Annotated in this window: 21 protein-coding genes; 6 read left to right on the top strand and 15 right to left on the bottom strand. The window is 72.1% G+C overall.

Annotation, left to right across the window (positions count from 1 at the left end; genetic code table 11):
* Positions 1-56: 56 nt before the first annotated feature.
* Complete coding sequence (locus L332_RS18820) at positions 57-1283, bottom strand: ROK family transcriptional regulator (protein WP_021009798.1); 1227 nt, start codon at positions 1281-1283, stop codon at positions 57-59.
* A gap of 81 nt (positions 1284-1364) precedes the next feature.
* Here L332_RS18820 and L332_RS18815 point away from each other — a divergent pair, with 81 nt between their 5' ends.
* A complete protein-coding gene (locus L332_RS18815) occupies positions 1365-1742 on the top strand; it encodes an MGMT family protein (RefSeq protein ID WP_021009797.1) in 378 nt (125 codons plus the stop codon).
* A gap of 133 nt (positions 1743-1875) precedes the next feature.
* Here the strand turns inward: L332_RS18815 and L332_RS18810 are convergent, their stop codons facing one another.
* Positions 1876-3729, bottom strand: a complete 1854-nt coding sequence (locus L332_RS18810) for an ABC transporter ATP-binding protein (protein WP_021064904.1) — start codon at positions 3727-3729, stop codon at positions 1876-1878.
* Positions 3730-4003: 274 nt separating this feature from the next.
* Between L332_RS18810 and L332_RS29295 the strand changes: the two genes are divergently transcribed.
* On the top strand, positions 4004-4480 hold the full coding sequence (locus L332_RS29295) for a DUF6226 family protein (protein ID WP_144061011.1): 477 nt from the start codon (positions 4004-4006) through the stop codon (positions 4478-4480).
* Positions 4481-4487: 7 nt separating this feature from the next.
* On the opposite strand, the gene L332_RS29750 is transcribed toward L332_RS29295, so the two are convergent.
* The 6 genes from L332_RS29750 to L332_RS18785 form a co-directional block, all read right to left on the bottom strand.
* The gene (locus tag L332_RS29750) at positions 4488-4655 is read right to left on the bottom strand and encodes a helix-hairpin-helix domain-containing protein (protein ID WP_268743628.1); all 168 of its coding nucleotides are present in this window, start codon (positions 4653-4655) and stop codon (positions 4488-4490) included.
* 106 nt (positions 4656-4761) lie between these two features.
* Complete coding sequence (gene rplL / locus L332_RS18805; protein ID WP_021009794.1) at positions 4762-5151, bottom strand: 50S ribosomal protein L7/L12; 390 nt, start codon at positions 5149-5151, stop codon at positions 4762-4764.
* A 33-nt stretch (positions 5152-5184) separates the two neighbouring features.
* Positions 5185-5703 (bottom strand): 50S ribosomal protein L10, encoded by a 519-nt coding sequence (rplJ, locus tag L332_RS18800; protein ID WP_021009793.1) that lies wholly within the window; start codon positions 5701-5703, stop codon positions 5185-5187.
* A gap of 190 nt (positions 5704-5893) precedes the next feature.
* Positions 5894-7381 carry a sensor histidine kinase gene (locus tag L332_RS18795; RefSeq protein ID WP_200860946.1) on the bottom strand — a complete coding sequence of 496 codons (1488 nt, stop codon included), beginning with the start codon at positions 7379-7381 and terminating at the stop codon, positions 5894-5896.
* Between the two features lie 40 nt (positions 7382-7421).
* A complete protein-coding gene (locus tag L332_RS18790; RefSeq protein WP_031223321.1) occupies positions 7422-8165 on the bottom strand; it encodes a response regulator transcription factor in 744 nt (247 codons plus the stop codon).
* Positions 8166-8257: 92 nt separating this feature from the next.
* A complete protein-coding gene (locus L332_RS18785; RefSeq protein WP_021009790.1) occupies positions 8258-9247 on the bottom strand; it encodes a phosphotransferase enzyme family protein in 990 nt (329 codons plus the stop codon).
* 64 nt (positions 9248-9311) lie between these two features.
* Between L332_RS18785 and L332_RS18780 the strand changes: the two genes are divergently transcribed.
* A complete protein-coding gene (locus L332_RS18780) occupies positions 9312-9908 on the top strand; it encodes a YqaJ viral recombinase family protein (RefSeq protein WP_021009789.1) in 597 nt (198 codons plus the stop codon).
* Between the two features lie 16 nt (positions 9909-9924).
* Entirely contained in the window at positions 9925-10668 is a 744-nt protein-coding gene (locus L332_RS18775) for an alpha/beta fold hydrolase (RefSeq protein WP_021009788.1), read from the top strand.
* A gap of 4 nt (positions 10669-10672) precedes the next feature.
* Here L332_RS18775 and L332_RS0114820 read toward each other — a convergent pair whose 3' ends face one another.
* Complete coding sequence (locus tag L332_RS0114820; protein ID WP_021009787.1) at positions 10673-11389, bottom strand: DUF998 domain-containing protein; 717 nt, start codon at positions 11387-11389, stop codon at positions 10673-10675.
* Positions 11390-11481: 92 nt separating this feature from the next.
* Between L332_RS0114820 and L332_RS18770 the strand changes: the two genes are divergently transcribed.
* Together L332_RS18770 and L332_RS18765 are read left to right on the top strand one after the other, a co-directional pair.
* Entirely contained in the window at positions 11482-12435 is a 954-nt protein-coding gene (locus tag L332_RS18770; protein ID WP_021009786.1) for an NADP-dependent oxidoreductase, read from the top strand.
* A 36-nt stretch (positions 12436-12471) separates the two neighbouring features.
* The gene (locus L332_RS18765) at positions 12472-14118 is read left to right on the top strand and encodes an ABC transporter ATP-binding protein (RefSeq protein WP_021009785.1); all 1647 of its coding nucleotides are present in this window, start codon (positions 12472-12474) and stop codon (positions 14116-14118) included.
* A 248-nt stretch (positions 14119-14366) separates the two neighbouring features.
* On the opposite strand, the gene L332_RS18760 is transcribed toward L332_RS18765, so the two are convergent.
* From L332_RS18760 to nusG, 6 genes are all read right to left on the bottom strand, one after another.
* A complete protein-coding gene (locus L332_RS18760) occupies positions 14367-15287 on the bottom strand; it encodes an ABC transporter permease (protein ID WP_052588619.1) in 921 nt (306 codons plus the stop codon).
* 14 nt (positions 15288-15301) lie between these two features.
* Positions 15302-16306, bottom strand: a complete 1005-nt coding sequence (locus L332_RS18755) for an ABC transporter permease (RefSeq protein WP_021009783.1) — start codon at positions 16304-16306, stop codon at positions 15302-15304.
* A 108-nt stretch (positions 16307-16414) separates the two neighbouring features.
* Positions 16415-18031 (bottom strand): ABC transporter substrate-binding protein, encoded by a 1617-nt coding sequence (locus L332_RS18750; protein WP_021064901.1) that lies wholly within the window; start codon positions 18029-18031, stop codon positions 16415-16417.
* A gap of 474 nt (positions 18032-18505) precedes the next feature.
* The gene (gene rplA / locus L332_RS18745) at positions 18506-19195 is read right to left on the bottom strand and encodes a 50S ribosomal protein L1 (protein WP_021009781.1); all 690 of its coding nucleotides are present in this window, start codon (positions 19193-19195) and stop codon (positions 18506-18508) included.
* 80 nt (positions 19196-19275) lie between these two features.
* Complete coding sequence (gene rplK / locus L332_RS18740) at positions 19276-19707, bottom strand: 50S ribosomal protein L11 (RefSeq protein ID WP_021009780.1); 432 nt, start codon at positions 19705-19707, stop codon at positions 19276-19278.
* 78 nt (positions 19708-19785) lie between these two features.
* On the bottom strand, positions 19786-20250 hold a 465-nt coding region (gene nusG, locus L332_RS0114815; protein ID WP_031223317.1), incomplete at its 5' end, for a transcription termination/antitermination protein NusG.

Below are 20250 nucleotides of genomic sequence, written 5' to 3'. Positions count from 1 at the left end.
GCCACCGTCGGCTCCTTCCCCCGATCCCGCCGCCCTCGGCGGGATCGCCGATCAACCTACGCGCGCACCTCGTTGAGGTCAAGCATTGAACGCATCCGCGCCTCTCGCGGTCCACCGATGAACGCATCGTCGACCGCGCTCCGGCCGGCCAGGGTCACCGCGCCGAGCGCTTCCGCGCGCCTGCCGAGCGTCGTGCGCTCGATGCGCGTCGTCGTCGTGAGCGGGTGGAGCGCGAAGCGCCGGAAGCTCTCGCGCACGGGGCCGAGCAGCAGGTCGCCCACCTCGGCGACGGGGCCGCCGACCACCACGAGCGACGGCGCGAGCAGGCTCGCCGCCGTCGCGACCGCGCGGCCGATCGCGACGCCCGCGTCGTCGATGACGCGGCGCGTGGCCGGGTCGCCGTCGAGCGCCCGCCGCACGATGTCGGCGGTCGTGATGGGCGTGCCGAGCGCAGCCGAGAGCGACTGCGCCATCGCGCGCGCCGACGCGAGCGTCTCGAGGCAGCCGCGGTTGCCGCACACGCACAGCGCGCCGTTCGGCTCGACCTGCACGTGGCCGAGCTCGCCCGCGATGCCGATCGCGCTGCGATGCAGCCGCCCGCCGAGCACGAGTCCCGCGCCGATGCCGGTGCCGACCTTCACGAACACGAGGTCGTCGACCTGCCCGTGCGGGCCGAACGCGCGCTCTGCGATCGCGCCGAGATCCGCGTCGTTCACGAGCTCGACCGGCATCCCGAAGGCCTCGGCGACGTCGCTCGCGGCGACGCCCTCCCACTCCGGCAGGATCGTCTGGCCGAGCACCGTGCCCGTGCGGGAGTCGATGGGACCGGGCACCCCCGCGCAGATCGCCGCGATGTCGCCGCGCCCGAGGCTCGCGGCAGCCAGCAGCTCGTCGAGCCGGCCGACCGCGGCCGCGATGCTCTCCTCCGCGCGATGGCCGGGCGGCAGCGGGATCTCGTCCTCGACGAGCTCGCCGGCCCCGTCGACCGCGATCGCGATGCGCACGTGCTGCCGGCCGAAGTCGACGCCGACGACCGTCGGCCCGCCCGCCTGCTCGAGCGTCACGAGGCTCGCGCGCCGCCCGAGCCGCACCGTCGGCGAGGTCGACACGGCGCCGCGCTCGCGCAGGTCGCGAACGATGTTCGAGACCGTCGCGTTGGCGAGCCCGGTGCGCTCGGCGAGCTCGGACTGCGTCGCGGGCGCGCTGCGGAGCGCTTGCACGAGCCGCGCCTCGTTCGCGGCCCGGAGCGCCCCCTGGGAGCCGGGGCGGGCTCGCTTCGCCATGCGGCCATCGTGTCCAGCCGCCCGGTTGCTGTCAAGGAATGAAGACAAGAGGGGCGGGTCGGGGTGCGGCAGGATGGCCGCATGGACGCCCGCCGCGAGCTCATCATCGAGCGAGTGCTGCGCTGCGTCGAGCTCGTGCCGCCTGGTCGCGTCGCCTCCTACGGCGCGATCGCCGCCATCTGCGGCATCGGCCCGCGGCAGGTCGGCTCGATCATGCGGCACTACGGCTCCGGCGTGCCGTGGTGGCGGATCACGTCGCACGCGGGCGACATCGGCGGCGACCACCACGACGCGGCGCGGCCGATCTGGGCGGAGGAGGGCATCGAGCTCAAGCCCAACGGCCTCGGCTGTCGCTACGCGGACTACGCCGCCGACATGGCCGAGCTCGAGCGGCGGTGGCGGGAGGCGATCGCCGACCTGCCGGACCCAGACGCGGTCGACCTCGACGCATCCGCCTGATGCGTCCGTCAGCCGCATCCGCCAGACGCGCCCGGCCCCGCACCAGCGGGTGCGCCCCCGCCGCGGGGGTGCTGGAATGCCGCCACCCCGCGCGCGGATGCGCACCCGTCGCGCGCGGCGTCACCGACGCCGGCTACGCGTGCGTCGACTGCTGCGCGAAGAGCGTCGCGTAGGTGCCGCCCGCCTCGAGCAGCGCCTCGTGCGTGCCCCGCTCGACGATCCGCCCGCGGTCGATGACGAAGATGACGTCGGCGTGCCGGATGGTCGAGAGCCGGTGCGCGATCGCGAGCGTCGTGCGGCCGCGCGCGGCCTCGTCGAGCGCGGCCTGCACGACCCGCTCCGAGACGGTGTCGAGCGCGCTCGTCGCCTCGTCGAGCACGAGCACCGCCGGGTCCTTCAGCAGCACGCGCGCGATCGCGATGCGCTGCTTCTCGCCGCCCGAGAGCCGGTAGCCGCGCTCGCCGACGATCGTGTCGTAGCCGTCGGGGAAGCGGTGGATCGTGTCGTAGATGCTCGCGGCGCGCGTCGCGGCGTCGAGCTCCTCCTCGGTCGCGTCGGGCTTGGCGTAGCGGAGGTTCTCGGCGATGGATGCGTGGAAGAGGTAGGGCTCCTGGCTCACGATGCCGATGTTGTCGGTGAGCACCGCCGGGTCGATCTCGCGCACGTCGGTGCCGGCGAAGCGCACCGCTCCCCCGGTGACCTCGTGCAGGCGCGGCAGCAGGTAGCCGATCGTCGTCTTGCCGGCGCCGGAGGGGCCGACGAACGCGGCGAAGGTGCCGGGCTCGAGCGAGAACGAGATGCCGTCGAGCGTGTTCGGCTCGTCGGCCTTCGCATCCGGGTAGCGGAAGCGCACGTCGTCGAACTCGACCTCGCCGAGCCGCGCGGGCTCGATCGGCTTCGGCGTCGCGGGCGGCGTGATCGCCGGCTGCAGGTCGAGGTACTCGAAGATGCGGGCGAAGAGCGCGCCGGAGGTCTGCAGGTCGAGGCCGACGCGCAGGAGCCCCATGAGCGGCATGAGGAGCCGCGACTGCACCGTGGTGAAGGCGACGAGCGTGCCGGCGGTGATGCCGGTGTCGCCGCCGACGATGAGGTAGCCGGCGAGCACGTAGACGACCGCGGGCAGCACCGAGATGAAGATCGAGACGAGCGCGAAGAAGGTCTGGCCGCTCATGGTGAGGCGCACCTGCAGTCCCACCTGGCGGTCGTTCTCGTCCTGGTAGCGCCGCGACTCGTCGCGCTGCCGGCCGAACGCCTTCGCGAGCAGGATCCCCGAGACCGAGAGCGCCTCCTGCGTGATGGCGGTCATCTCGCTCAGCGACTCCTGCGTCTGCGTCGCGATGCGCGCGCGCACCTGCCCGACGCGGCGCTGCAGCAGCACGAGCACCGGGGTGAGCAGCACCGCCATGACCGTCAGCTGCCACGACAGGATGAGCATCGTCACGAGGCTCGCGATGACGGTGACGGTGTTGCCGACGACCGACGAGACCGTGTTCGAGAGCACGCTCGCGACGCCCCCGACGTCGTTCTGCAGGCGCGACTGGATGACGCCCGTCTTCGTGCGCGTGAAGAACGCGAGCTCCATGCTCTGCAGCTTGTCGAACAGCGACACGCGCAGCTGCCCCATCACCCGGTTGCCGACCTTCGAGGTGATGAGCGTCTGCCAGATGCCGAGCAGGCTCGACGAGACCCACAGCGCGACCATGACGCCGACGAGCACCCAGAGCAGCTGCAGGTCGGGCCCGGAGCCGTCGACGGGGAAGAGCGCCTCGTCGAAGACCCGCTGCGTCAGCAGCGGCGGGAAGACGGCGATCGCCGCGACGATGAGCACGAGCGCGATCGTGAGCGCGATCTGACCGCGGTGGGGTGCGAAGAGGGCGAGGATGCGTCGGCCCAGGTTCGGCACGCGGGGCGCGCTCGCGTTCGCGGCTCGCTGGGCGGCCTCGTCGCGCATCGCCACGCGGCCGCCGCCGCCCCGCATCATGGTCATGGAGCCAACGCTATCGGCGCTCGCTGACGGCGCAGCGCGCCCGGCGGTCAGCTCGATCGGACACAGCCCGCCACCGAGCTGCCCTGCCGTCTGGCGCGCGGCTGAGCCCTATCGAGCTTCCTGCGGGTCGGGTCGGGTCGGGAGACCGATCGGGCGCAGCGCGCCATCGAGCCGCTCGGCGCGCCGGCGCAGCGCTCAGCCCGATCGAGCTCCCGCTCCGAGCGGCGTCGCGAGCTGCTGTGCCATGCTCGCGAGCGACGAGGGGAGGGCGCCCGTGGAGATCGAGCGCTTCGCGCTGCCGCCGATCGCGCGCCGCGAGATCCTCGGCGACGACGCCCGGCCGATCCCCTATGGCTCCCGCTGGGGCCTCGGGGCGCCGCCCGAGGATGCCTACGGCGTCGCCTCGCACAAAGAGCGCTACGCGCCGCTGCGCGACGTCGCGGACGCGCTCGTCGCGCACGTGCTCGCGACGCGCGCGTGCAGCGTCGAGGAGCGCCCGCTCGAGCGCGGCGAGCTGCGCGCGCTCACCCTCCGCGCGGCGGCGGGCGCCGGAGGCGCTCCAAGGCTTACCGCCGTCAGGCTTGCGTGGACCGACTTCCCGGGCGTCACCGCCGAGCTCGGTCGCGACGTGCCCGACGCGGCACCGATCTGCGGCTGCGACGCGTGCGACGAGGACGTCGTCGTGGTGGCCGAGTCATTCGTCGACGTCGTGCTGCGGGCGGTCGCGGACTGGCCACGACGGGCCTCCTGACGCCCGCCTACCCGCGGAGGCGCATCCGCCGCGCCTCGAGCGCGACGCGCAGGATGCGCACCGCCTTCGGGCCGACCCCGTGCATGGCGAGCAGCGCCGCCTCCGTCAGGGACGCGGCCTGCTCGAGCGTCGTGATGCCGTGCTCCGCGAGCGCCCGAGCGGCGACCCGCCCGATGCCGGGCGGGTGGGAGCCGGAGCCGCCGATCGCCCGGCGAGCATCCCGCGCATGACGAAGGGCCGCACCCTCGCGGATGCGGCCCTTCGTGCTGGAGCGGGGAACGCTACTTGAGCGTCACCGTCGCGCCGGCCTCCTCGAGGTCGGCCTTCGCCTTCTCGGCGTCCTCCTTCTTCGCGCCCTCGAGCACGTTCGAGGGAGCACCGTCGACGAGCGCCTTGGCCTCGCCGAGGCCGAGCGACGTCAGCGCACGGACGACCTTGATGACCTGGATCTTCGCCGAGCCGGCAGCCTCGAGGACGACGTCGAACGAGTCCTTCTCCTCGGCCTCCTCCTCGGCGCCCGCGCCACCGGCGGCCGGGGCCGCGGCGACCGCGACGGGAGCCGCAGCGGTGACCTCGAAGGTCTCCTCGAATGCCTTCACGAACTCGCTGAGCTCGATGAGGGTGAGCTCCTTGAACTGCTCGAGCAGCTCTTCAGTCGACAGCTTTGCCATCGTCTTCTCCTTGTTTCTGGAACTGACCGGGCCTTACTCGGCCGCGGACTCCTGCTTGACCCGCAGCGCGTCGACCGCGCGAGCGGCCTGGGCGAGCGGGGCGTTGAACATGTACGCAGCGCCGAACAGCGAGGCCTTGAAGGCACCGGCCAGCTTGGCCAGCAGCACCTCCCGCGACTCGAGGTCGGCGAGCTTGTTGACGTCGTCGGTCGAGAGCGGGTTCCCGTCGAAGAATCCGTTCTTGACCACGAGCGCCGGGTTCGCCTTGGCGAAGGCACGCAGCTCCTTCGCGACGGCGACCGGGTCGCCGTGCACGAATGCGATCGCCGACGGGCCGACGAGCGAGTCGTCGAACGCGTCGATGCCAGCCTTGTTGGCAGCGATCTTGGTGAGCGTGTTCTTCACCACGGCGTACGTCGCGTGCTCACTGATCGATCGGCGCAGCGTCTTCAGCTGGCCGACGGTGAGACCGCGGTACTCGGTCAGCAGAACGGCGTTCGAGGTCTCGAAGAGGTTCGAGAGCTCGGCGACCGCAGCTTCCTTGTTCGCCATGGTGCTCCTTGCGTCATTGCTGGCTGCCCTGGCCCGAACATGCAGATGAGCTCCGGCGCACGCGCACGGAGCTCGGTCCTCGACGGGACTTCACACCTGCGCGGGACGACGCTCCTCGAGCGAGCCTTCGGTTGCCGCACGCCCTTGCGGGCACGCGCCAACGACCAGCGGTCTTTGGTATGGGATCAGACTACGGCACGACGGATGCGTCGCGCAAGCCCGCCGCATCGGCCGGCTCCATGCGCGGCAGCCGCACCGTGAACGCCGTGCGGCCAGGGCGGCTCTCGAGCGCGATCGTGCCCTGGTGCGCGTCGACGAGCGCCTGCACGATCGCGAGCCCGAGCCCCGACGACCCGGTCTCCCGTGAGCGGGAGCGGTCGCCGCGCGCGAAGCGCTCGAAGACGGTGCGCTGCTGCTCCTCCGGGATGCCCGGGCCGGCGTCGACGACCTCGAGCACCGCCTCCCCCGGCTCGGTGCGGAGCGTGACGTCGATCGCCGTGCCCTCGGGGGTGTGCACGCGGGCGTTCGCGAGCAGGTTCGCCACGACCTGCTGCAGCCGCAGGGCGTCGCCGGGCACGGCGACCGGCTCCTCGGGGAGCATGAGCGAGATCGGATGCGTGGGGCCGGCCGCCTGCGCGTCGGCGACGGCCTCGACGACGAGCAGCGAGAGGTCGACCTCGGCGCGGACGAGCTCGCGGCCCTCGTCGAGCCGCGCGAGCAGCAGCAGGTCGTCGACGAGCGCCTGCATGCGGCGCGCCGCGGCCTCGATGCGCTCGAGGGATTCGCGGCTGTCGGGCCGCAGCTCGCCGTCGTGCTTGCGCGTGATCTCGGCGTAGCCCCGCACGGCCGCGAGCGGCGTGCGCAGCTCGTGCGACGCATCCGCGACGAACTGCCGCACGCGCCGCTCGCTCATCGCCCGCGCGTCGAACGCCTCCTGGATGTGCGCGAGCATGCGGTTCATCGACTCCTGCACCCGGTCGACCTCCGAGGCCGGGTCCTCGATGTGCACGCGGTTCGTCAGCTGCGCGTCGCCCGACGCGAGCGGCAGCTGCGAGATGCGCTCGGCGGTCGAGATGACGGCGGTGAGGGGACGCAGGGCGCGGCGGATGATCGAGTCGGCGAGCACGAGCACGAGCGCGAGCGCCGCCGCGGCCGCGACCGCGATGACGAACGCGAGCGCGGCGAGCGTCTGGTTCGCCTCGGCCATCGACAGCCCGACGATCACCCGCACCTGCCCCACCTGGGTCGCGACCGTGCGGTAGGAGCCGTAGCTCGGCAGGGTCGCGCTCGTCACGACGTCGGTCTCAGCCTCGAGCACCATCCGCTGATCGCGCTCCGAGAGCGCGAAGCGCTGCCCGAGCCGGTTCATGATGAAGTTGTCGCCGAGCTGGCCCGACTGCTCCTCGATCGCGAGCAGGGCACCCGTGGGCGTCGCGCTCGGGTCGACGGTCGGCCGCTCGCCGGTCGACAGCGCTCTCGCGACCGAGACGCTCGTGCGCTCCGAGAACTCGCGCAGCTGCTCGTCGATGCGCGTCTCGAGCACGACGCGCATCGTCATGACGCTCGCGATCGCGACCGCCGCGGTGAGCAGCGCGAAGAGCGCGACGACCACGACGAGCAGCCGCCGTCGCAGCGACCACGACGACGGGTTCTGGATGCGTCTGCCCAGCTGAGCCACGGACGCGGGCGCCGACTGGCTCACCTCGAGCAGGCCTCCGTCACTCGGCGGCGCGCAGCTGGTAGCCGACGCCGCGCACCGTGTGGATCATGGGCGGGCCGAGGGTGTCGATCTTCTTGCGGAGGTAGGAGATGTAGAGCTCGACGACGCTCGCGCGGCCGCCGAAGTCGTACGACCAGACGCGGTCGAGGATCTGCGCCTTCGAGAGCACTCGGCGCGGGTTGCGCATGAGGTAGCGCAGCAGCTCGAACTCGGTCGCGGTGAGGTCGATCTGCTTGCCGCCGCGGCGCACCTCGTAGGAGTCCTCGTCCATCATGAGGTCGCCGACCCAGAGCACGCTCGACTCCTCGGCGGCCGTCGCCGTGCGGCGGATGAGGCCGCGGAGGCGCGCGACGACCTCCTCGAGGCCGAACGGCTTCGTGACGTAGTCGTCGCCGCCGGCGGTGAGCCCTGCGACGCGGTCGTCGAGCGAGTCCTTCGCGGTGAGGAACAGCACGGGCACGTCGAAGCCGGCCGAGCGGAGCCGCTGGAGCACGGTGAGCCCGTCGATGTCGGGGAGCATGATGTCGAGCACGACGGCGTCGGGGCGGAACTCGCGCACCGCCTGCAGGGCCTGCTGGCCGTTCGCGGCGGTCCTGACGTCCCAGCCCTCGTACTTGAGGCCCATCGCGACGAGGTCGGCGAGGCTCTGCTCGTCGTCGACCACCACGATGCGGATGGGCGAGCCGTCCTGGCGGGTGAGGCGGGGCTGCGCCCGCAGCTTCTGCTGAGCGGTGTCGGTCATGCCACCCATTGCGCCACATCCCCCTGTGCATCGGTGCCCCATAGCCTATGCGCTCCCTGTGCGTCTCCTTTCCCGGCTCGGCGCATCCGTCGTCACGGCACGACGCGCGAGAACGCGCCCGTGCGGAGCCAGTGCTCGAGGCGGCCGATCGAGGTGCGCACGTAGCCCAGGGACTGGGCGCGGAGGCTCGCGGTCGACGAGCTGAGCAGCGCGTTCGCGAGCAGCAGCTGCCGCGCGGCGACGAGCGCCTCGAAGTCGGCGGCCGATGCCTCCGGGAGCGCCGCGCGCTCCGCGTAGCCGGCCAGCAGCGCGCGCTCGGGCGCGGGGTCGCCGCCGCGGAGGTAGAAGGCCGAGATAGCGAGGTCGAGCACCGGCAGCCCGAAGCCGCAGTCGTCGAAGTCGAAGACCGCGAGCCGCCCGCCGTGCCACTTGAGGTTGCCGCCGTGGAGATCGGCGTGGATGGCGCGGAGCTCGGCGCCGCGGTGCAGCCGCTCGAACGCGTCGGCCGCGCGCTCGGCGGCCTCCGCGAGCACGGATCGCTCGCGGGGCTCGAGCCCCGGCGCATCCGAGAGCAGGTCGGCGTCGCCGAAGAGCGGCGCGTCGAGCCGCGGCAGGCTCGAGCCCTCGGGCGGGCGCCAGCGCTCGGCGTGCTCGTGCAGCCTGGCCATCGTGCGCCCGAGCGCTCGAGCCGACTCCTCGTCGAGCTCGCGCGCATCCTGGCCCTCGAGCCACGACGCGATCGTCACGAGCACGCTGCGGTCCAGCACGGGCGAGTCGACCTCGACCGACCAGCGCCCGTCGAGCGCGCGCAGCGGCTCGGGCACGAGCACGTCGGTGCGCTCGGCGAGGTCGGCGAGCCACGCCTGCTGCGCCGCTGCGTGCTCCGGCGTGCTGTGCGAGTTCGTGCCGATGCGCAGCGCGAAGCGGCGGCCGCGCTCGTCGTCGATCGCGAAGGTGGTGTTGTAGCCGTGCAGCACGGGCTCCATGCGCGCCACCGCGAGCCCGAAGGCGTCGGCGGCGGCGAGCGCGGCCGGGCGCAGCGCCTCGACCTGCATCGCCTCGTCGAGGTCGTGGTAGCCCATGCCGACATCCCACCACGGCGGCGCGCTGGTCGGCCGGCGGGGCGCGGAGTGGGAGGATGGAGGGGTGGACCTGCAGCTCGACATCTTCGGCGACGAGGCCCGCCTCGCGTCGCACACGAGCCGCATCCTCGCCTACTCGAGCGACCGCATCGCGTGGCTCCGCGCCCGCTCGGGCGGCGTGACCGCGACCGACGCCGCGCGGCTCAGCACCCAGCGCTCGATCACGGCCGTCGCGCGCGAGAAGACGAGCCTGCGCGGCTTCAGCGGCAACGCGTTCACCGACCACGGCCGGGCTCGCGAGCCGCACATCGCGCGCTGGGTGCACGACCACTTCTCGCTCCTGCCCTCGGATGCGCTCTTCCACGCCGCGCCGGACCGCCGCCACCTCGCGACTCCCGATTGCGTGAGCGACGACGGCTCGGTGCTCGCCGAGATCAAGACGACCTCGCGGCCGTTCGAGAAGATCCCGAAGAGCTACCTGCGGCAGATCTGGTGGCAGCAGTACGTGCTCGGCGCCGAGCGCACGCTCTTCGTGTGGGAGCAGCACGTCGACTTCGTGCCCGTCGGGCCGCCGCGCCACCAGTGGGTCGAGCGCGACGAGGACGAGATCGCGATGCTCGTCGACCGCGCCGACCAGCTGCTGCAGCTGCTGGCGCGCTGATGCTGCTCGCGCGCTGATGCTCCTCGCGATCCACGGGCTCGGGTCGGACTCGAGCGCGATGCGCGACTACCTCGCGGGCGCCGTGCCGCCCGGCGTGCGCGTGCTGGCGCCCGACCTGCGGGCGCACGGGGCGAACCCGCGCATCGGCGAGCCGGGCGACTTCGCGCTCGAAGCGCTCGCCGCCGAGGTGGGCGACGAGCTCGCGCGTGCCGGCGACGGCTCGCCCGTGTCGATCGTCGGCGTCTCGCTCGGCGCGGCGCTCGCCGCGAGCATCGCGCGCTCCGGCCGCTTCCCGCTCGACCGGGTGGCGCTCGTGCGGCCCGCGTTCACGCACGAGCCGCTGCCCGCCAACCTCGCGGTCTTCCCCGTCATCGGGCGGTTGCTCGAGTCGCACCGGCCCCGGCGGGCGCTCGCCGAGCTGCACCGCTCCGGCGCGTGGCGCGCGATCGCGCACGAGTCGCTCGCCCACGCGCGCGGCCTCGAGGCGCAGCTCACCCAGCCGCTCGCCGCCGAGCGGCGCATCCGCCTGCTCGAGATCCCGCGGAACGCCGCCTACCGCCCGGGTGAGCTGCGCATCCCGGCCCCGACGGTCGTGCTCGCGAGCGAGCGCGATCCCGTGCATCCGCTGCACGTCGCCGAGGCCTGGCGCGACGAGCTCGGCGCGCGCATGCTCGTCTCGCCCGCGCGCGACGACGGCGAGGCCGCGATGTTCGCGTGGTTCCGCGAGCAGCTCGGGAGCTTCCTCGTCGGCATCCGGTGATGGCTCAGTCGCGCGCGAGCTCGCCGAGGCGCAGCGCCGCCCTTGCCTGCCCGGTGCCGACGGGCGTCCGCGCGGGCGAGCCCGACGCATCCGCCCGCCTGGCGGGCAGGGAGTGCACGATCGCCACCGCGACGAGCCACAGCACGCCGATGCCCGCCGCGACGAACTCGAGCGTCGAGCCGACGTCGGTGTTGCCGCCCGCGAGCGAGATGAGGCCGCCGGTCGCGGCGATGATGCCGACGGCGAGCCCGCCGGCGATCGAGAGGCGCGCGACCCAGCGGTCGTCGGCGGTCGCGAACTGCAGCATCGCGGTGCAGCCGGCCGCGAAGGCGAGCACGGCGGCGACGATGTGCGCCCAGTCGCGCAGCTCCGCATCTGGCCCGAGCAGCGTCGGGCAGCCCGGCGAGCACGGCACGGCCGCCGCGAAGCCGAACAGCGCGCCCGCGACGACGAGCGAGGCGGCCGGCGCCCAGCGCCGCAGCACCGGGAGCCGCGTGCGCACGTCGCGCACCACGACCGCGACGAGCAGGATCCCGGCGACCACGAGCCCGAAGCCGATCTGGAACTGCCCAGCCGAGTGCATGTACTGCGCGCCGAGCTCGGAGATGTAGAGGAAGCGCTCGTACATCGCGCGCGCGTCGCCGATCACGACGGCGCCCGCGACGAGGCTCGCGACGGCGAGCGTCGCGACGACGGCGTCCAAGCGGCGGTGCGGCGGCACGGTCCCGACTGTAGCGCCGTCACCCGACGTCATCCGGACATCCGCTCGTCATACGGGTGGAGTACCGTCGAGGCGACCTGGAGGGGGCAGTCATGCGAGCAGTGCTGGTGCGGGAGTTCGGCCCGACCGACGGCGTGGAGATCGGCGAGGTGGATGCGCCGCGGGGGCTGGGCACCGAGGTGATCGTCGACGTGCACGCCGCGGGCATGAACCCGATCGACTTCAAGACCGTGCTCGGCAAGGGCGCGGCGAAGGCGGTCGAGCCGCTGCTGCCGTGGGTGCCGGGCGGCGACGTCGCGGGCACCGTCGCCGAGGCGCCCTACGAGGCGCACGACCTGCAGCCGGGCGACGCCGTCTACGGCATCGCGAACCACTGGCGCACGCGCGGCACCTACGCCGAGCAGGTCGTCGTGCCGAGCCTCGCGCTCGCGCCGAAGCCCGAGTCGCTCAGCTTCGAGGAGGCCGCGGCGGTGCCGTGCGCGGCGCTCACCGCGTGGGACGCGGTCGTGCGCATCGCGAAGGCGCGCGCGGGGCAGCGCATCCTCATCCACGCGGGGGCGGGCGGCGTCGGCCACTTCGCCGTGCAGTTCGCGAAGTACTTCGGCGCGACGGTCGCGACGACCGTCTCGACGCGCAACGTCGACTTCGCGCGCTCCCTCGGCGCCGACGAGGTCGTCGACTATACGCAGGCCCGGTTCGAGGACGCGCTGCAGAAGGTCGACGTCGTCGTCGACCTCATCGGCAACGTCGCCGACGACACCGGCACCCGCTCGCTCGACGTGCTCAAGCACGGCGGGCTCTACCTCAACGTGCCGACCGGCTCGTGGCCCGAGTACGCCGCGGCCGCGGCCGAGCGGGGCCTGCGCGCCTCGTCGGTCAAGGTCGAGTCGGACGGCTCCAACCTCGGCATCATCGGGCGCCTGATCGACGCCGGCGACGTGCGCGTCGAGGTGCAGCACGCCTACCCGCTCGAGCGCGTGCACGAGGCGCTCGCCGAGCTGCAGGGCGGGCACGTGCGCGGCAAGCTCGTGCTCAAGGTGCGCTGATCCGCGAACCGGCCCGCGACAGTGCAAGATGGTCGGATGAGCGACGCGAAGAAGCCGCTGCTGGAGGTCTCGGGCCTCAAGGTGGAGTTCACGACCCAGGACGGCACGGTCACGGCCGTGCATGAGGCGAGCCTGTCGCTCGCGGCGGGCGAGACGCTCGCGATCGTCGGCGAGTCGGGCTCCGGCAAGTCGACGACCGCGATGGCGATCATCGGCCTGCTGCAGGGCAACGGCCGCGTGAGCGCCGGCAGCATCAAGCTCGACGGCGAGGAGCTCGTGGGCGCGAGCGAGTCGACGATGCGCAGCATCCGCGGTCGTCGCATCGGCCTCGTGCCGCAGGATCCGATGTCGAACCTCAACCCGGTCGCCCGCATCGGCTCGCAGGTCGCCGAGACGCTGCTCGCGCACGGCCTCGCCGATCGCAAGGACGTCGACCGGAAGGTCGTCGAGACGCTCGAGGCCGCGGGGCTCCCCGATGCCGCCGAGCGCGCGAAGTCCTACCCGCACGAGTTCTCGGGCGGCATGCGCCAGCGCGCGCTCATCGCGATCGGCCTCGCGTGCCGGCCGGCGCTGCTCATCGCCGACGAGCCCACGAGCGCCCTCGACGTCACGGTGCAGCGCACGATCCTCGACCAGATCGGCCAGATGACGCAGGAGCTCGGCACCGCCGTGCTGCTCATCACGCACGACCTCGGCCTCGCGGCGGAGCGCGCGCAGCGCGTCGTCGTCATGCACCGCGGACGCGTCGTCGAGCAGGGCCCCGCGCGGCAGATCCTCGAGTCGCCCCAGCACCCCTACACGCAGTCCCTCGTCAAGGCGGCGCCGTCGGTCGCGATGGCGCGCCTGCGCCCCGAGGACCTGATCGCGCACGGCGGGGCGGATGCGTCGGGCACGCCCGACGTCATCGTCGAGTTCGAGAACGTGACGAAGGAGTTCCACGTGCGCGGCCGGCGCGAGCCGTTCAAGGCCGTCGACGACGTGTCGCTCTCGGTGCCGCGCGGCAAGACCGTCTCGATCGTCGGCGAGTCCGGCTCGGGGAAGACGACGACCGCGCGGATGCTGCTGAAGGCCTTCGAGCCGACGAGCGGCACGATCCGCTTCGAGGGCAAGGACGTCTTCGCGCTCTCGCGCGAGGAGCAGAAGCAGTTCCGGCAGCGCGTGCAGCCGGTCTTCCAGGACCCGTACTCGTCGCTCAACCCGATGTTCACGATCGAGCGGATCATCGAGGAGCCGCTGTCGTTCTACGGCAAGGGCTCGAAGCGCGAGCGGGAGCAGCGCGTGCGCGAGCTGCTCGACCAGGTGGCGCTGCCGACCGACATGGCGCGCCGCTACCCCTCGGAGCTCTCGGGCGGCCAGCGGCAGCGCGTCGCGATCGCGCGAGCCCTCGCCCTCTCCCCCGACGTGATCGTCTGCGACGAGCCCGTCTCGGCGCTCGACGTGCTCGTGCAGGACCAGATCCTGCGGCTGCTCGGCGACCTGCAGCGAGAGCTCGGCCTCAGCTACCTCTTCATCTCGCACGACCTCGCCGTCGTCCGGCTCATCAGCGACTACGTCGCCGTCATGCAGAACGGCAGGCTCGTCGAGGCGGCGACGAGCGAGGAGATCTTCACGAACCCGCGCGACCCGTACACGCGGAAGCTGCTCGCCTCGATCCCGGGCAACGAGCTGAAGATCGCGAGCTGACGCCGCTCGCCCGCTCGTCGAGCAGGCCCAACCTCCGCTCATCGAGTAGGCCCGCAGGGCCGTATCGAGACGCTCCGCCGGAGCGCGGTCTCGAGGCGCCGGCTGCGCCCACCCCGCGCGTCGAGTAGGCCCGCAGGGCCGTATCGAGACGACGCCGCACCGGTCGGTTCCGATCCGCCGGGTAAGCGTTCCCCGCTCGTCGAGTAGGCCCGCAGGGCCGTATCGAGACGACCGACGCGTGAACGGCGCTAGCGCTTCCGCGTGCGGGGGTCCATCGCCTCGCGCAGCGCCTCGCCGAGCAGCGTGAAGCCGAGCGCGGTGATCATGATGCAGATGCCGGGCAGGAACGCGAGCTGCGGCGCGATCGCGAGCTCCGCTTGCGCGTAGGTGAGCATGCGGCCCCACTCGGCCGTCTCCGGCCGCCCGCCGCCGAGGCCGAGGAACGACAGGGCGGCGGCGTCGATGACCGCCGTCGCGAGCGTGAGCGTCGCCTGCACGATCACCGGCCCGACCGAGTTCGGCAGCAGGTGCGACATCGTGACGCGGCCCGTGCCGAGGCCGAGCGTGCGCGCGGCCAGCACGTAGTCCGACTCCCGCTGCTGCAGCATCGACGAGCGCAGCAGGCGCGCGAAGATCGGGATCTGCGCGACGCCGATGGCGATCATCACCGCGAGCGGCGTGCGGCCGAGGATCGCCGCGATCGAGACCGCGAGCAGGAGGTGCGGCACCGAGAGCAGGATGTCGACGATCCGCATGATGAGGGTGTCGACCCATCCGCCGAACGCGCCGGCGATCGCGCCGAGCACCATGCCGCCGACGAGGCCGAAGAACGTCGAGACGACGCCGATGATGAGCGACGCCTGCGCGCCCCAGATGAGCTTCGAGACGACGTCGCCGCCGAAGCGGTCGATGCCGAGGGGGAACTCCGGGATCTCGCCGATGCCCGGCAGCGACGTCGGGCGCAGGTACTCGCGCCCGGGCGTCGCGAGCTCCGGGTAGGGCGCGAGCAGCGGCGCGAGCACCGCCACGAGGATGAACGCGAGCACGACGACGGCGCCGACCCACGCGGCCGGGTTCTTGCGCACCCGGCGGAAGACGTCGCCCCAGAAGCTGCCGCTGCGGAGCGCGTGGGTCTGGTCGCCGCCCTCGGGCGTGGGGAGGGTCGGGATGGCTTCTGCGGCGCTCACTGGATCCTCACCCTCGGGTCGATGAACGAGTAGGAGATGTCGACGAGCAGGTTGATGAGCGCGTACGAGAGGGCGATGAAGAGCACGAAGCCCTGCAGCACCGGGAAGTCGCGCGCGAAGATCGCGCCGGCGAGGAAGGCGCCGATGCCGGGGAAGGCGAACACCGTCTCGGTGAGCACCGCGCCGGAGATGAGCAGGCCGGCCTGCAGGCCGATCGTCGTGACGACCGGCAGCATCGCGTTGCGCAGCACGAAGCGGTTGCGGATCGTCGACTGCGCGATGCCCTTCGCGCGGCCCGTGCGCACGTAGTCGGCGTTGACGACCTCGAGCACGGATGCGCGCGTGATGCGCACGATGATCGCGAGCGGGATGGTCGCGAGCGCGATCGCCGGCAGCAGCAGGTGCACGATGGCGTTGAGGGATGCGTCGAGCTCGCCCGTGAGGAGCCCGTCCAGCACGTAGAAGCCCGTCACGTGCGTCGCATCCACTCCCCTGTCCTGGCGCCCGGTCGACGGCAGCCAGCCGAGCTGGACGGCGAAGATCCACTTGAGGATGAACGCGAGGAAGAACACCGGGATGGTGATGCCGACGAGGCTGCCGGCGACGGAGATGTGGTCGATGAAGCGGCCGTGGTGGCGAGCGGCCCAGTAGCCGAGCGGGATGCCGATGCCGACCGCGATGATGAGCGCCATGACCGCGAGCTCGACGGTCGCGGGGAAGCGGTTCGCGAACTCCTCCAGCACCGGGCGGCGGGTCTCGATCGAGTTGCCGAAGTCGCCCTGCAGCAGGCGCCCGAGCCAGGTGATGTACTGCTCCGGCAGCGGCCGGTTGAAGCCGTAGGCCTCGTTGATGCGCTCGATCGCCTCGGGCGTCGCGCGCTCGCCGAGCAGCGCGGCCGCGGGCCCGCCGGGCAGCGCGCGCACCCAGAAGAACAGCAGCACGGTCAGCCCGAACAGGGTCGGGATCAGCAGCAGCAGTCGCTTGCCGATGGTTCTCAGCACGTGGAGGTCTCCTGGTCGTCCGTCGTGGCGGGCCGCGCGGGTGGGCCGTTCGTGCCGGATGCCGCGGACCGGTGAGGGCCCGCGGCATCCGGGGTGGACCGATCGAGGCTACTCGCTCAGCTCGATCATGTTGAACACCTCGTCGTTGACGGGGCTGGCCGGGTAGGAGGTCACGCGCTCGGCGAACGCGAGCGACGGCGCCGGGTGGGCGAGCGGGACGCCCGGCACGAACTGGGCGATCTGCTCGTTGATCTCCTGGTAGGCCTCGGTCGCGTCCTCCGGCTGCGGGATCTGCCGCGCCTCGGTCAGCGCGCCGAACAGCTCGGCGTTCTCGAAGCCCCACTCGTTGGAGTAGCCGTTGAAGAAGACGCCGACGAAGTTGTCGGTGTCGTTGTAGTCACCGGTCCAGCCGAGCAGGTGGATGCCGTGGTCGGCCGTGCCGCGCATGCGGTCGAGGTAGTCCGTCCACTCGTCGGCGACGGGCTCGACCGTGATGCCGACCGCCTCGAGCTGCGACGACAGCGCCGTGAAGATCTGCTCGGGGTTGGGCATGTACGGGCGCGAGACGTTGACCGGGTAGTTGAACTGCAGCGAGAGGCCATCGGCGAAGCCGGCCTCCGCGAGCAGCTCCTGCGCACGCGCCGGGTCGTACTCGTAGTCGGTGACGTCCTCGTTGTAGCCGTTGACGACCGGCGGGATGAACTGCGACGCGACCTCGGTGCCCTCGGGGAGCACCTGCGTCACGAGCGCCTCGCGGTCGATCGCGTGGGCGATCGCCTGGCGCACCCGGATGTCCTGCAGCTCGGGGATCTGCTGGTTGAAGCCGAGGTAGAGGATCGTGAACGGGTCGCGCTGCATGACGTTGAAGCCGGCCTCGTCGAGCGCCGCGGTGTCGGCGGGAGCGACGAGGTCGTAGCCGTCGATGTCGCCTGACTCGAGCGCCTGGCGGCGAGCGGTCGGGTCGTCGATCACGCGGAAGACGATCTCCTGCACCTGTCCCTGCTCGCCCCAGTAGTCGGGGTTCGCCTGCAGGACGACCTCGCTGCCGGGCGACCAGGACTCGAACACGAACGGGCCGGTGCCGGTCGGGTGGGCCTCGCCGTACTCGCTGTACTCGGGCGCCTCCTCCGAGCCGCCGACGTCATCGGCGCCGTACTCCTCGAGCGCCGTCGGGCTCTGCATCGCGAAGGCGGGCAGCGAGAGCGAGGCGATGAAGCCCGAGAACGGGCGGGTGAGGTTGACGGTCGCCGTCAGCTCGTCGTCGGCCGAGCACGACTCGTAGAGCGCGTTCTCGTCGCCGGCGAACCCGCCGTAGAGCGAGCCGTAGTAGTACGAGAGGCTCTCGGTCGCCGTGAGGCCGGTCCAGTTGTACCAGCGGTCGAAGTTGGCGCAGACGGCCTCGGCGTTGAACTCGGTGCCGTCGTGGAAGGTGACGCCTTCCTGCAGGTCGAACGTGTAAGAGGTGCCCTCCTCGTTCGACTCCCAGTCGGTCGCGAGCAGCGGCGCGGGGTCGGCCGTGCCGGGCTCGACACCGACGAGGCCCTCGAAGATCTGGCGGGAGATGCGGAACGTCTCGCCGTCGGAGGCGAATGCGGGGTCGAGGCCCGACGGATCGGCGGAGGCGCCGAAGATGAACGTCGAGTTGACGTCGCTTTCGGGGGCAGCGCTGTCGTCGGTGCCGGAGTCGCGCTGGGACTGCACGCAGCCGGTGAGCGCGAGCGTCATCGCCGCGCCGCCCGCGAGGCCTGCGAGGAGGCGCCGCTTTGCGGATCGATTCACGATCTTGGACCTTTCGTGGAAGGGACTGATCGCAGTGCTCGCGGCTCTGCCGTGAGCATGCGTAGGGCCAACCTAGCCGCTGGAGAGCGCGAACGATGTCACGGCGCGGTCACGATTGCGTGACGACGGTGCCGGATGCAGGACGAGCCCCGGCGAAGCGCGCGCCGGGATACGACGAGAGCCCCGCCGAAGCGCGCGCTGGAGCTGGAAGCGGAGGCGCTTTCGCGCCTCCGCCGCGACGCCAGCGCCGGCGCGCGTCCCGCGCGCCGGGATACGACGAGAGCCCCGCCGAAGCGCGCGCTGGAGCTGGAAGCGGAGGCGCTTTCGCGCCTCCGCCGCGACGCCAGCGCCGGCGCGCGTCCCGCGCGCCGGGATACGACGAGAGCCCCGCCGAAGCGGGGCTCTCGCGCGAGACGCATCTCAGATGGACGTGACGTCCACCGGGATGCCGGGGCCGAAGGTCGTCGAGACCGTGGCCTTCTGGATGTAGCGGCCCTTGGAGGACGACGGCTTCAGGCGGACGACCTCCTCGAGCGCTGCAGTGATGTTGTCGTTGAGCTGCTCCTCCGAGAACGAGGCCTTGCCGACGATGAAGTGCACGTTGGCGTGCTTGTCGACGCGGAACTCGATGCGGCCGCCCTTGATGTCCGTCACGGCCTGCGCGACGTTCGGGGTGACCGTGCCGGTCTTCGGGTTCGGCATGAGGCCGCGGGGGCCGAGCACCTTGCCGAGTCGGCCGACCTTGCCCATGAGCTCGGGGCTCGCGACGGCGGCGTCGAACTGCGTCCAGCCGCCCGCGACCTTCTCGATGAGCTCGTCGGAGCCGACCTCGTCGGCGCCGGCGGCGATGGCGGCCTCAGCGGCCGGGCCCTGCGCGAAGACGATGACGCGAGCGGTCTTGCCGGTGCCGTGAGGAAGAGAAACGGTACCGCGGACCATCTGGTCAGCCTTGCGCGGGTCGACGCCGAGCTTGAGCGCCACCTCGACGGTCGAGTCGGTCTTGGCCGAGCCGGTCTCGCGAGCGAGCGCGACGGCCTCGGCGGGGGTGTACTGCTTGCCAGCCTCGATCTTCTCGGCTGCGGCCCGGTAGGCCTTGGACTTCTGTGCCATGTGGATCTCCTAGATCAGAGTTCGCGGTGCGCGCCTGGCCGGCGCTCCCACTGATGAGCCGAGCGGCTCGGATGCCGAGGTCAGCCCTCGACGGTGATGCCCATGGATCGGGCGGTGCCGGCGACGATCTTCTTCGCGCCCTCGATGTCGTTCGCGTTGAGGTCGACGAGCTTCTGCTGCGCGATCTCCTCGACCTGCGCCATCGTCAGCTTGCCCACCTTCGTGGTGTGCGGGACGCCGGAGCCCTTCTTGACGCCAGCGGCCTTCTTGATGAGCTCTGCGGCCGGCGGGGTCTTGAGCACGAAGTCGAACGAGCGGTCCTCGTAGACGGTGATCTCGACCGGGATGACGTTGCCGCGCTGGTTCTCCGTCGCGGCGTTGTACGCCTTGCAGAACTCCATGATGTTGACGCCGTGCTGACCGAGCGCCGGACCGACCGGCGGGGCGGGGTTGGCGGCGCCGGCCTGGATCTGCAGCTTGATCAGACCCGTGACCTTCTTCTTGGGTGCCATGTCTCTTCCTTCTTGATGTGTCGCGGTCGCGCGGGCACGCTCGGGGCCCGGGACCGCATCCAGCCCTCTTGAGAGGGACTAGAGCTTGCTGACCTGGCCGAAGCCGAGCTCGACCGGAGTCTCGCGCTCGAACAGGCTGACGAGCACGGTGAGCTTGCGGCTCGCCGGCTGGATCTCGCTGATGGTGCCGGGGAAGCCCGCGAACGAGCCCTCGGTGATCGTGATGGTCTCGCCGACCTCGAAGTCGACCTCGACCGTGACCTGGTTGGGCTGCTGCGAGGGCGCCGCCTTCTGCTGCTCGGCGAGCTGCTCGTCGGCGATGGGCTTGAGCATCGTGAACGCCTCGTCGAAGCGCAGCGGGGCCGGGTTGTGGGCGTTGCCCACGAAGCCGGTCACGCCGGGCGTGTGGCGCACGACCGACCAGGTGTCCTCGTTCAGGTCCATGCGGCAGAGCACGTAGCCGGGCACGCGCACGCGGTTCACGCGCTTGGCCTGGCCGTTCTTCGTCTCCAGCACGTCCTCGGTCGGGACCTGGATCTCGTA

The organism is Agrococcus pavilionensis RW1 (assembly GCF_000400485.1).
Taxonomy (GTDB): Bacteria; Actinomycetota; Actinomycetes; order Actinomycetales; family Microbacteriaceae; genus Agrococcus; species Agrococcus pavilionensis.
Note: the sequence above shows the minus strand (reverse complement) of the source record. Positions and strands in the feature narration are given on the sequence as shown.

What these genes read in the sequence shown, in the direction of transcription:
- rplJ (WP_021009793.1), bottom strand. Translation starts at nt 5,703, where the DNA reads ATGGCGAACAAGGAAGCTGCGGTCGCCGAGCTCTCGAACCTCTTCGAG.
- L332_RS18820 (WP_021009798.1), bottom strand. Translation starts at nt 1,283, where the DNA reads ATGGCGAAGCGAGCCCGCCCCGGCTCCCAGGGGGCGCTCCGGGCCGCG.
- rplK (WP_021009780.1), bottom strand. Translation starts at nt 19,707, where the DNA reads ATGGCACCCAAGAAGAAGGTCACGGGTCTGATCAAGCTGCAGATCCAG.
- L332_RS18785 (WP_021009790.1), bottom strand. Translation starts at nt 9,247, where the DNA reads ATGGGCTACCACGACCTCGACGAGGCGATGCAGGTCGAGGCGCTGCGC.
- L332_RS18770 (WP_021009786.1), top strand. Translation starts at nt 11,482, where the DNA reads ATGCGAGCAGTGCTGGTGCGGGAGTTCGGCCCGACCGACGGCGTGGAG.
- rplA (WP_021009781.1), bottom strand. Translation starts at nt 19,195, where the DNA reads ATGGCACAGAAGTCCAAGGCCTACCGGGCCGCAGCCGAGAAGATCGAG.
- L332_RS18750 (WP_021064901.1), bottom strand. Translation starts at nt 18,031, where the DNA reads ATGACGCTCGCGCTCACCGGCTGCGTGCAGTCCCAGCGCGACTCCGGC.
- rplL (WP_021009794.1), bottom strand. Translation starts at nt 5,151, where the DNA reads ATGGCAAAGCTGTCGACTGAAGAGCTGCTCGAGCAGTTCAAGGAGCTC.
- L332_RS18790 (WP_031223321.1), bottom strand. Translation starts at nt 8,165, where the DNA reads ATGACCGACACCGCTCAGCAGAAGCTGCGGGCGCAGCCCCGCCTCACC.
- L332_RS18810 (WP_021064904.1), bottom strand. Translation starts at nt 3,729, where the DNA reads ATGACCATGATGCGGGGCGGCGGCGGCCGCGTGGCGATGCGCGACGAG.
- L332_RS18775 (WP_021009788.1), top strand. Translation starts at nt 9,925, where the DNA reads ATGCTCCTCGCGATCCACGGGCTCGGGTCGGACTCGAGCGCGATGCGC.
- L332_RS18765 (WP_021009785.1), top strand. Translation starts at nt 12,472, where the DNA reads ATGAGCGACGCGAAGAAGCCGCTGCTGGAGGTCTCGGGCCTCAAGGTG.
- L332_RS18815 (WP_021009797.1), top strand. Translation starts at nt 1,365, where the DNA reads ATGGACGCCCGCCGCGAGCTCATCATCGAGCGAGTGCTGCGCTGCGTC.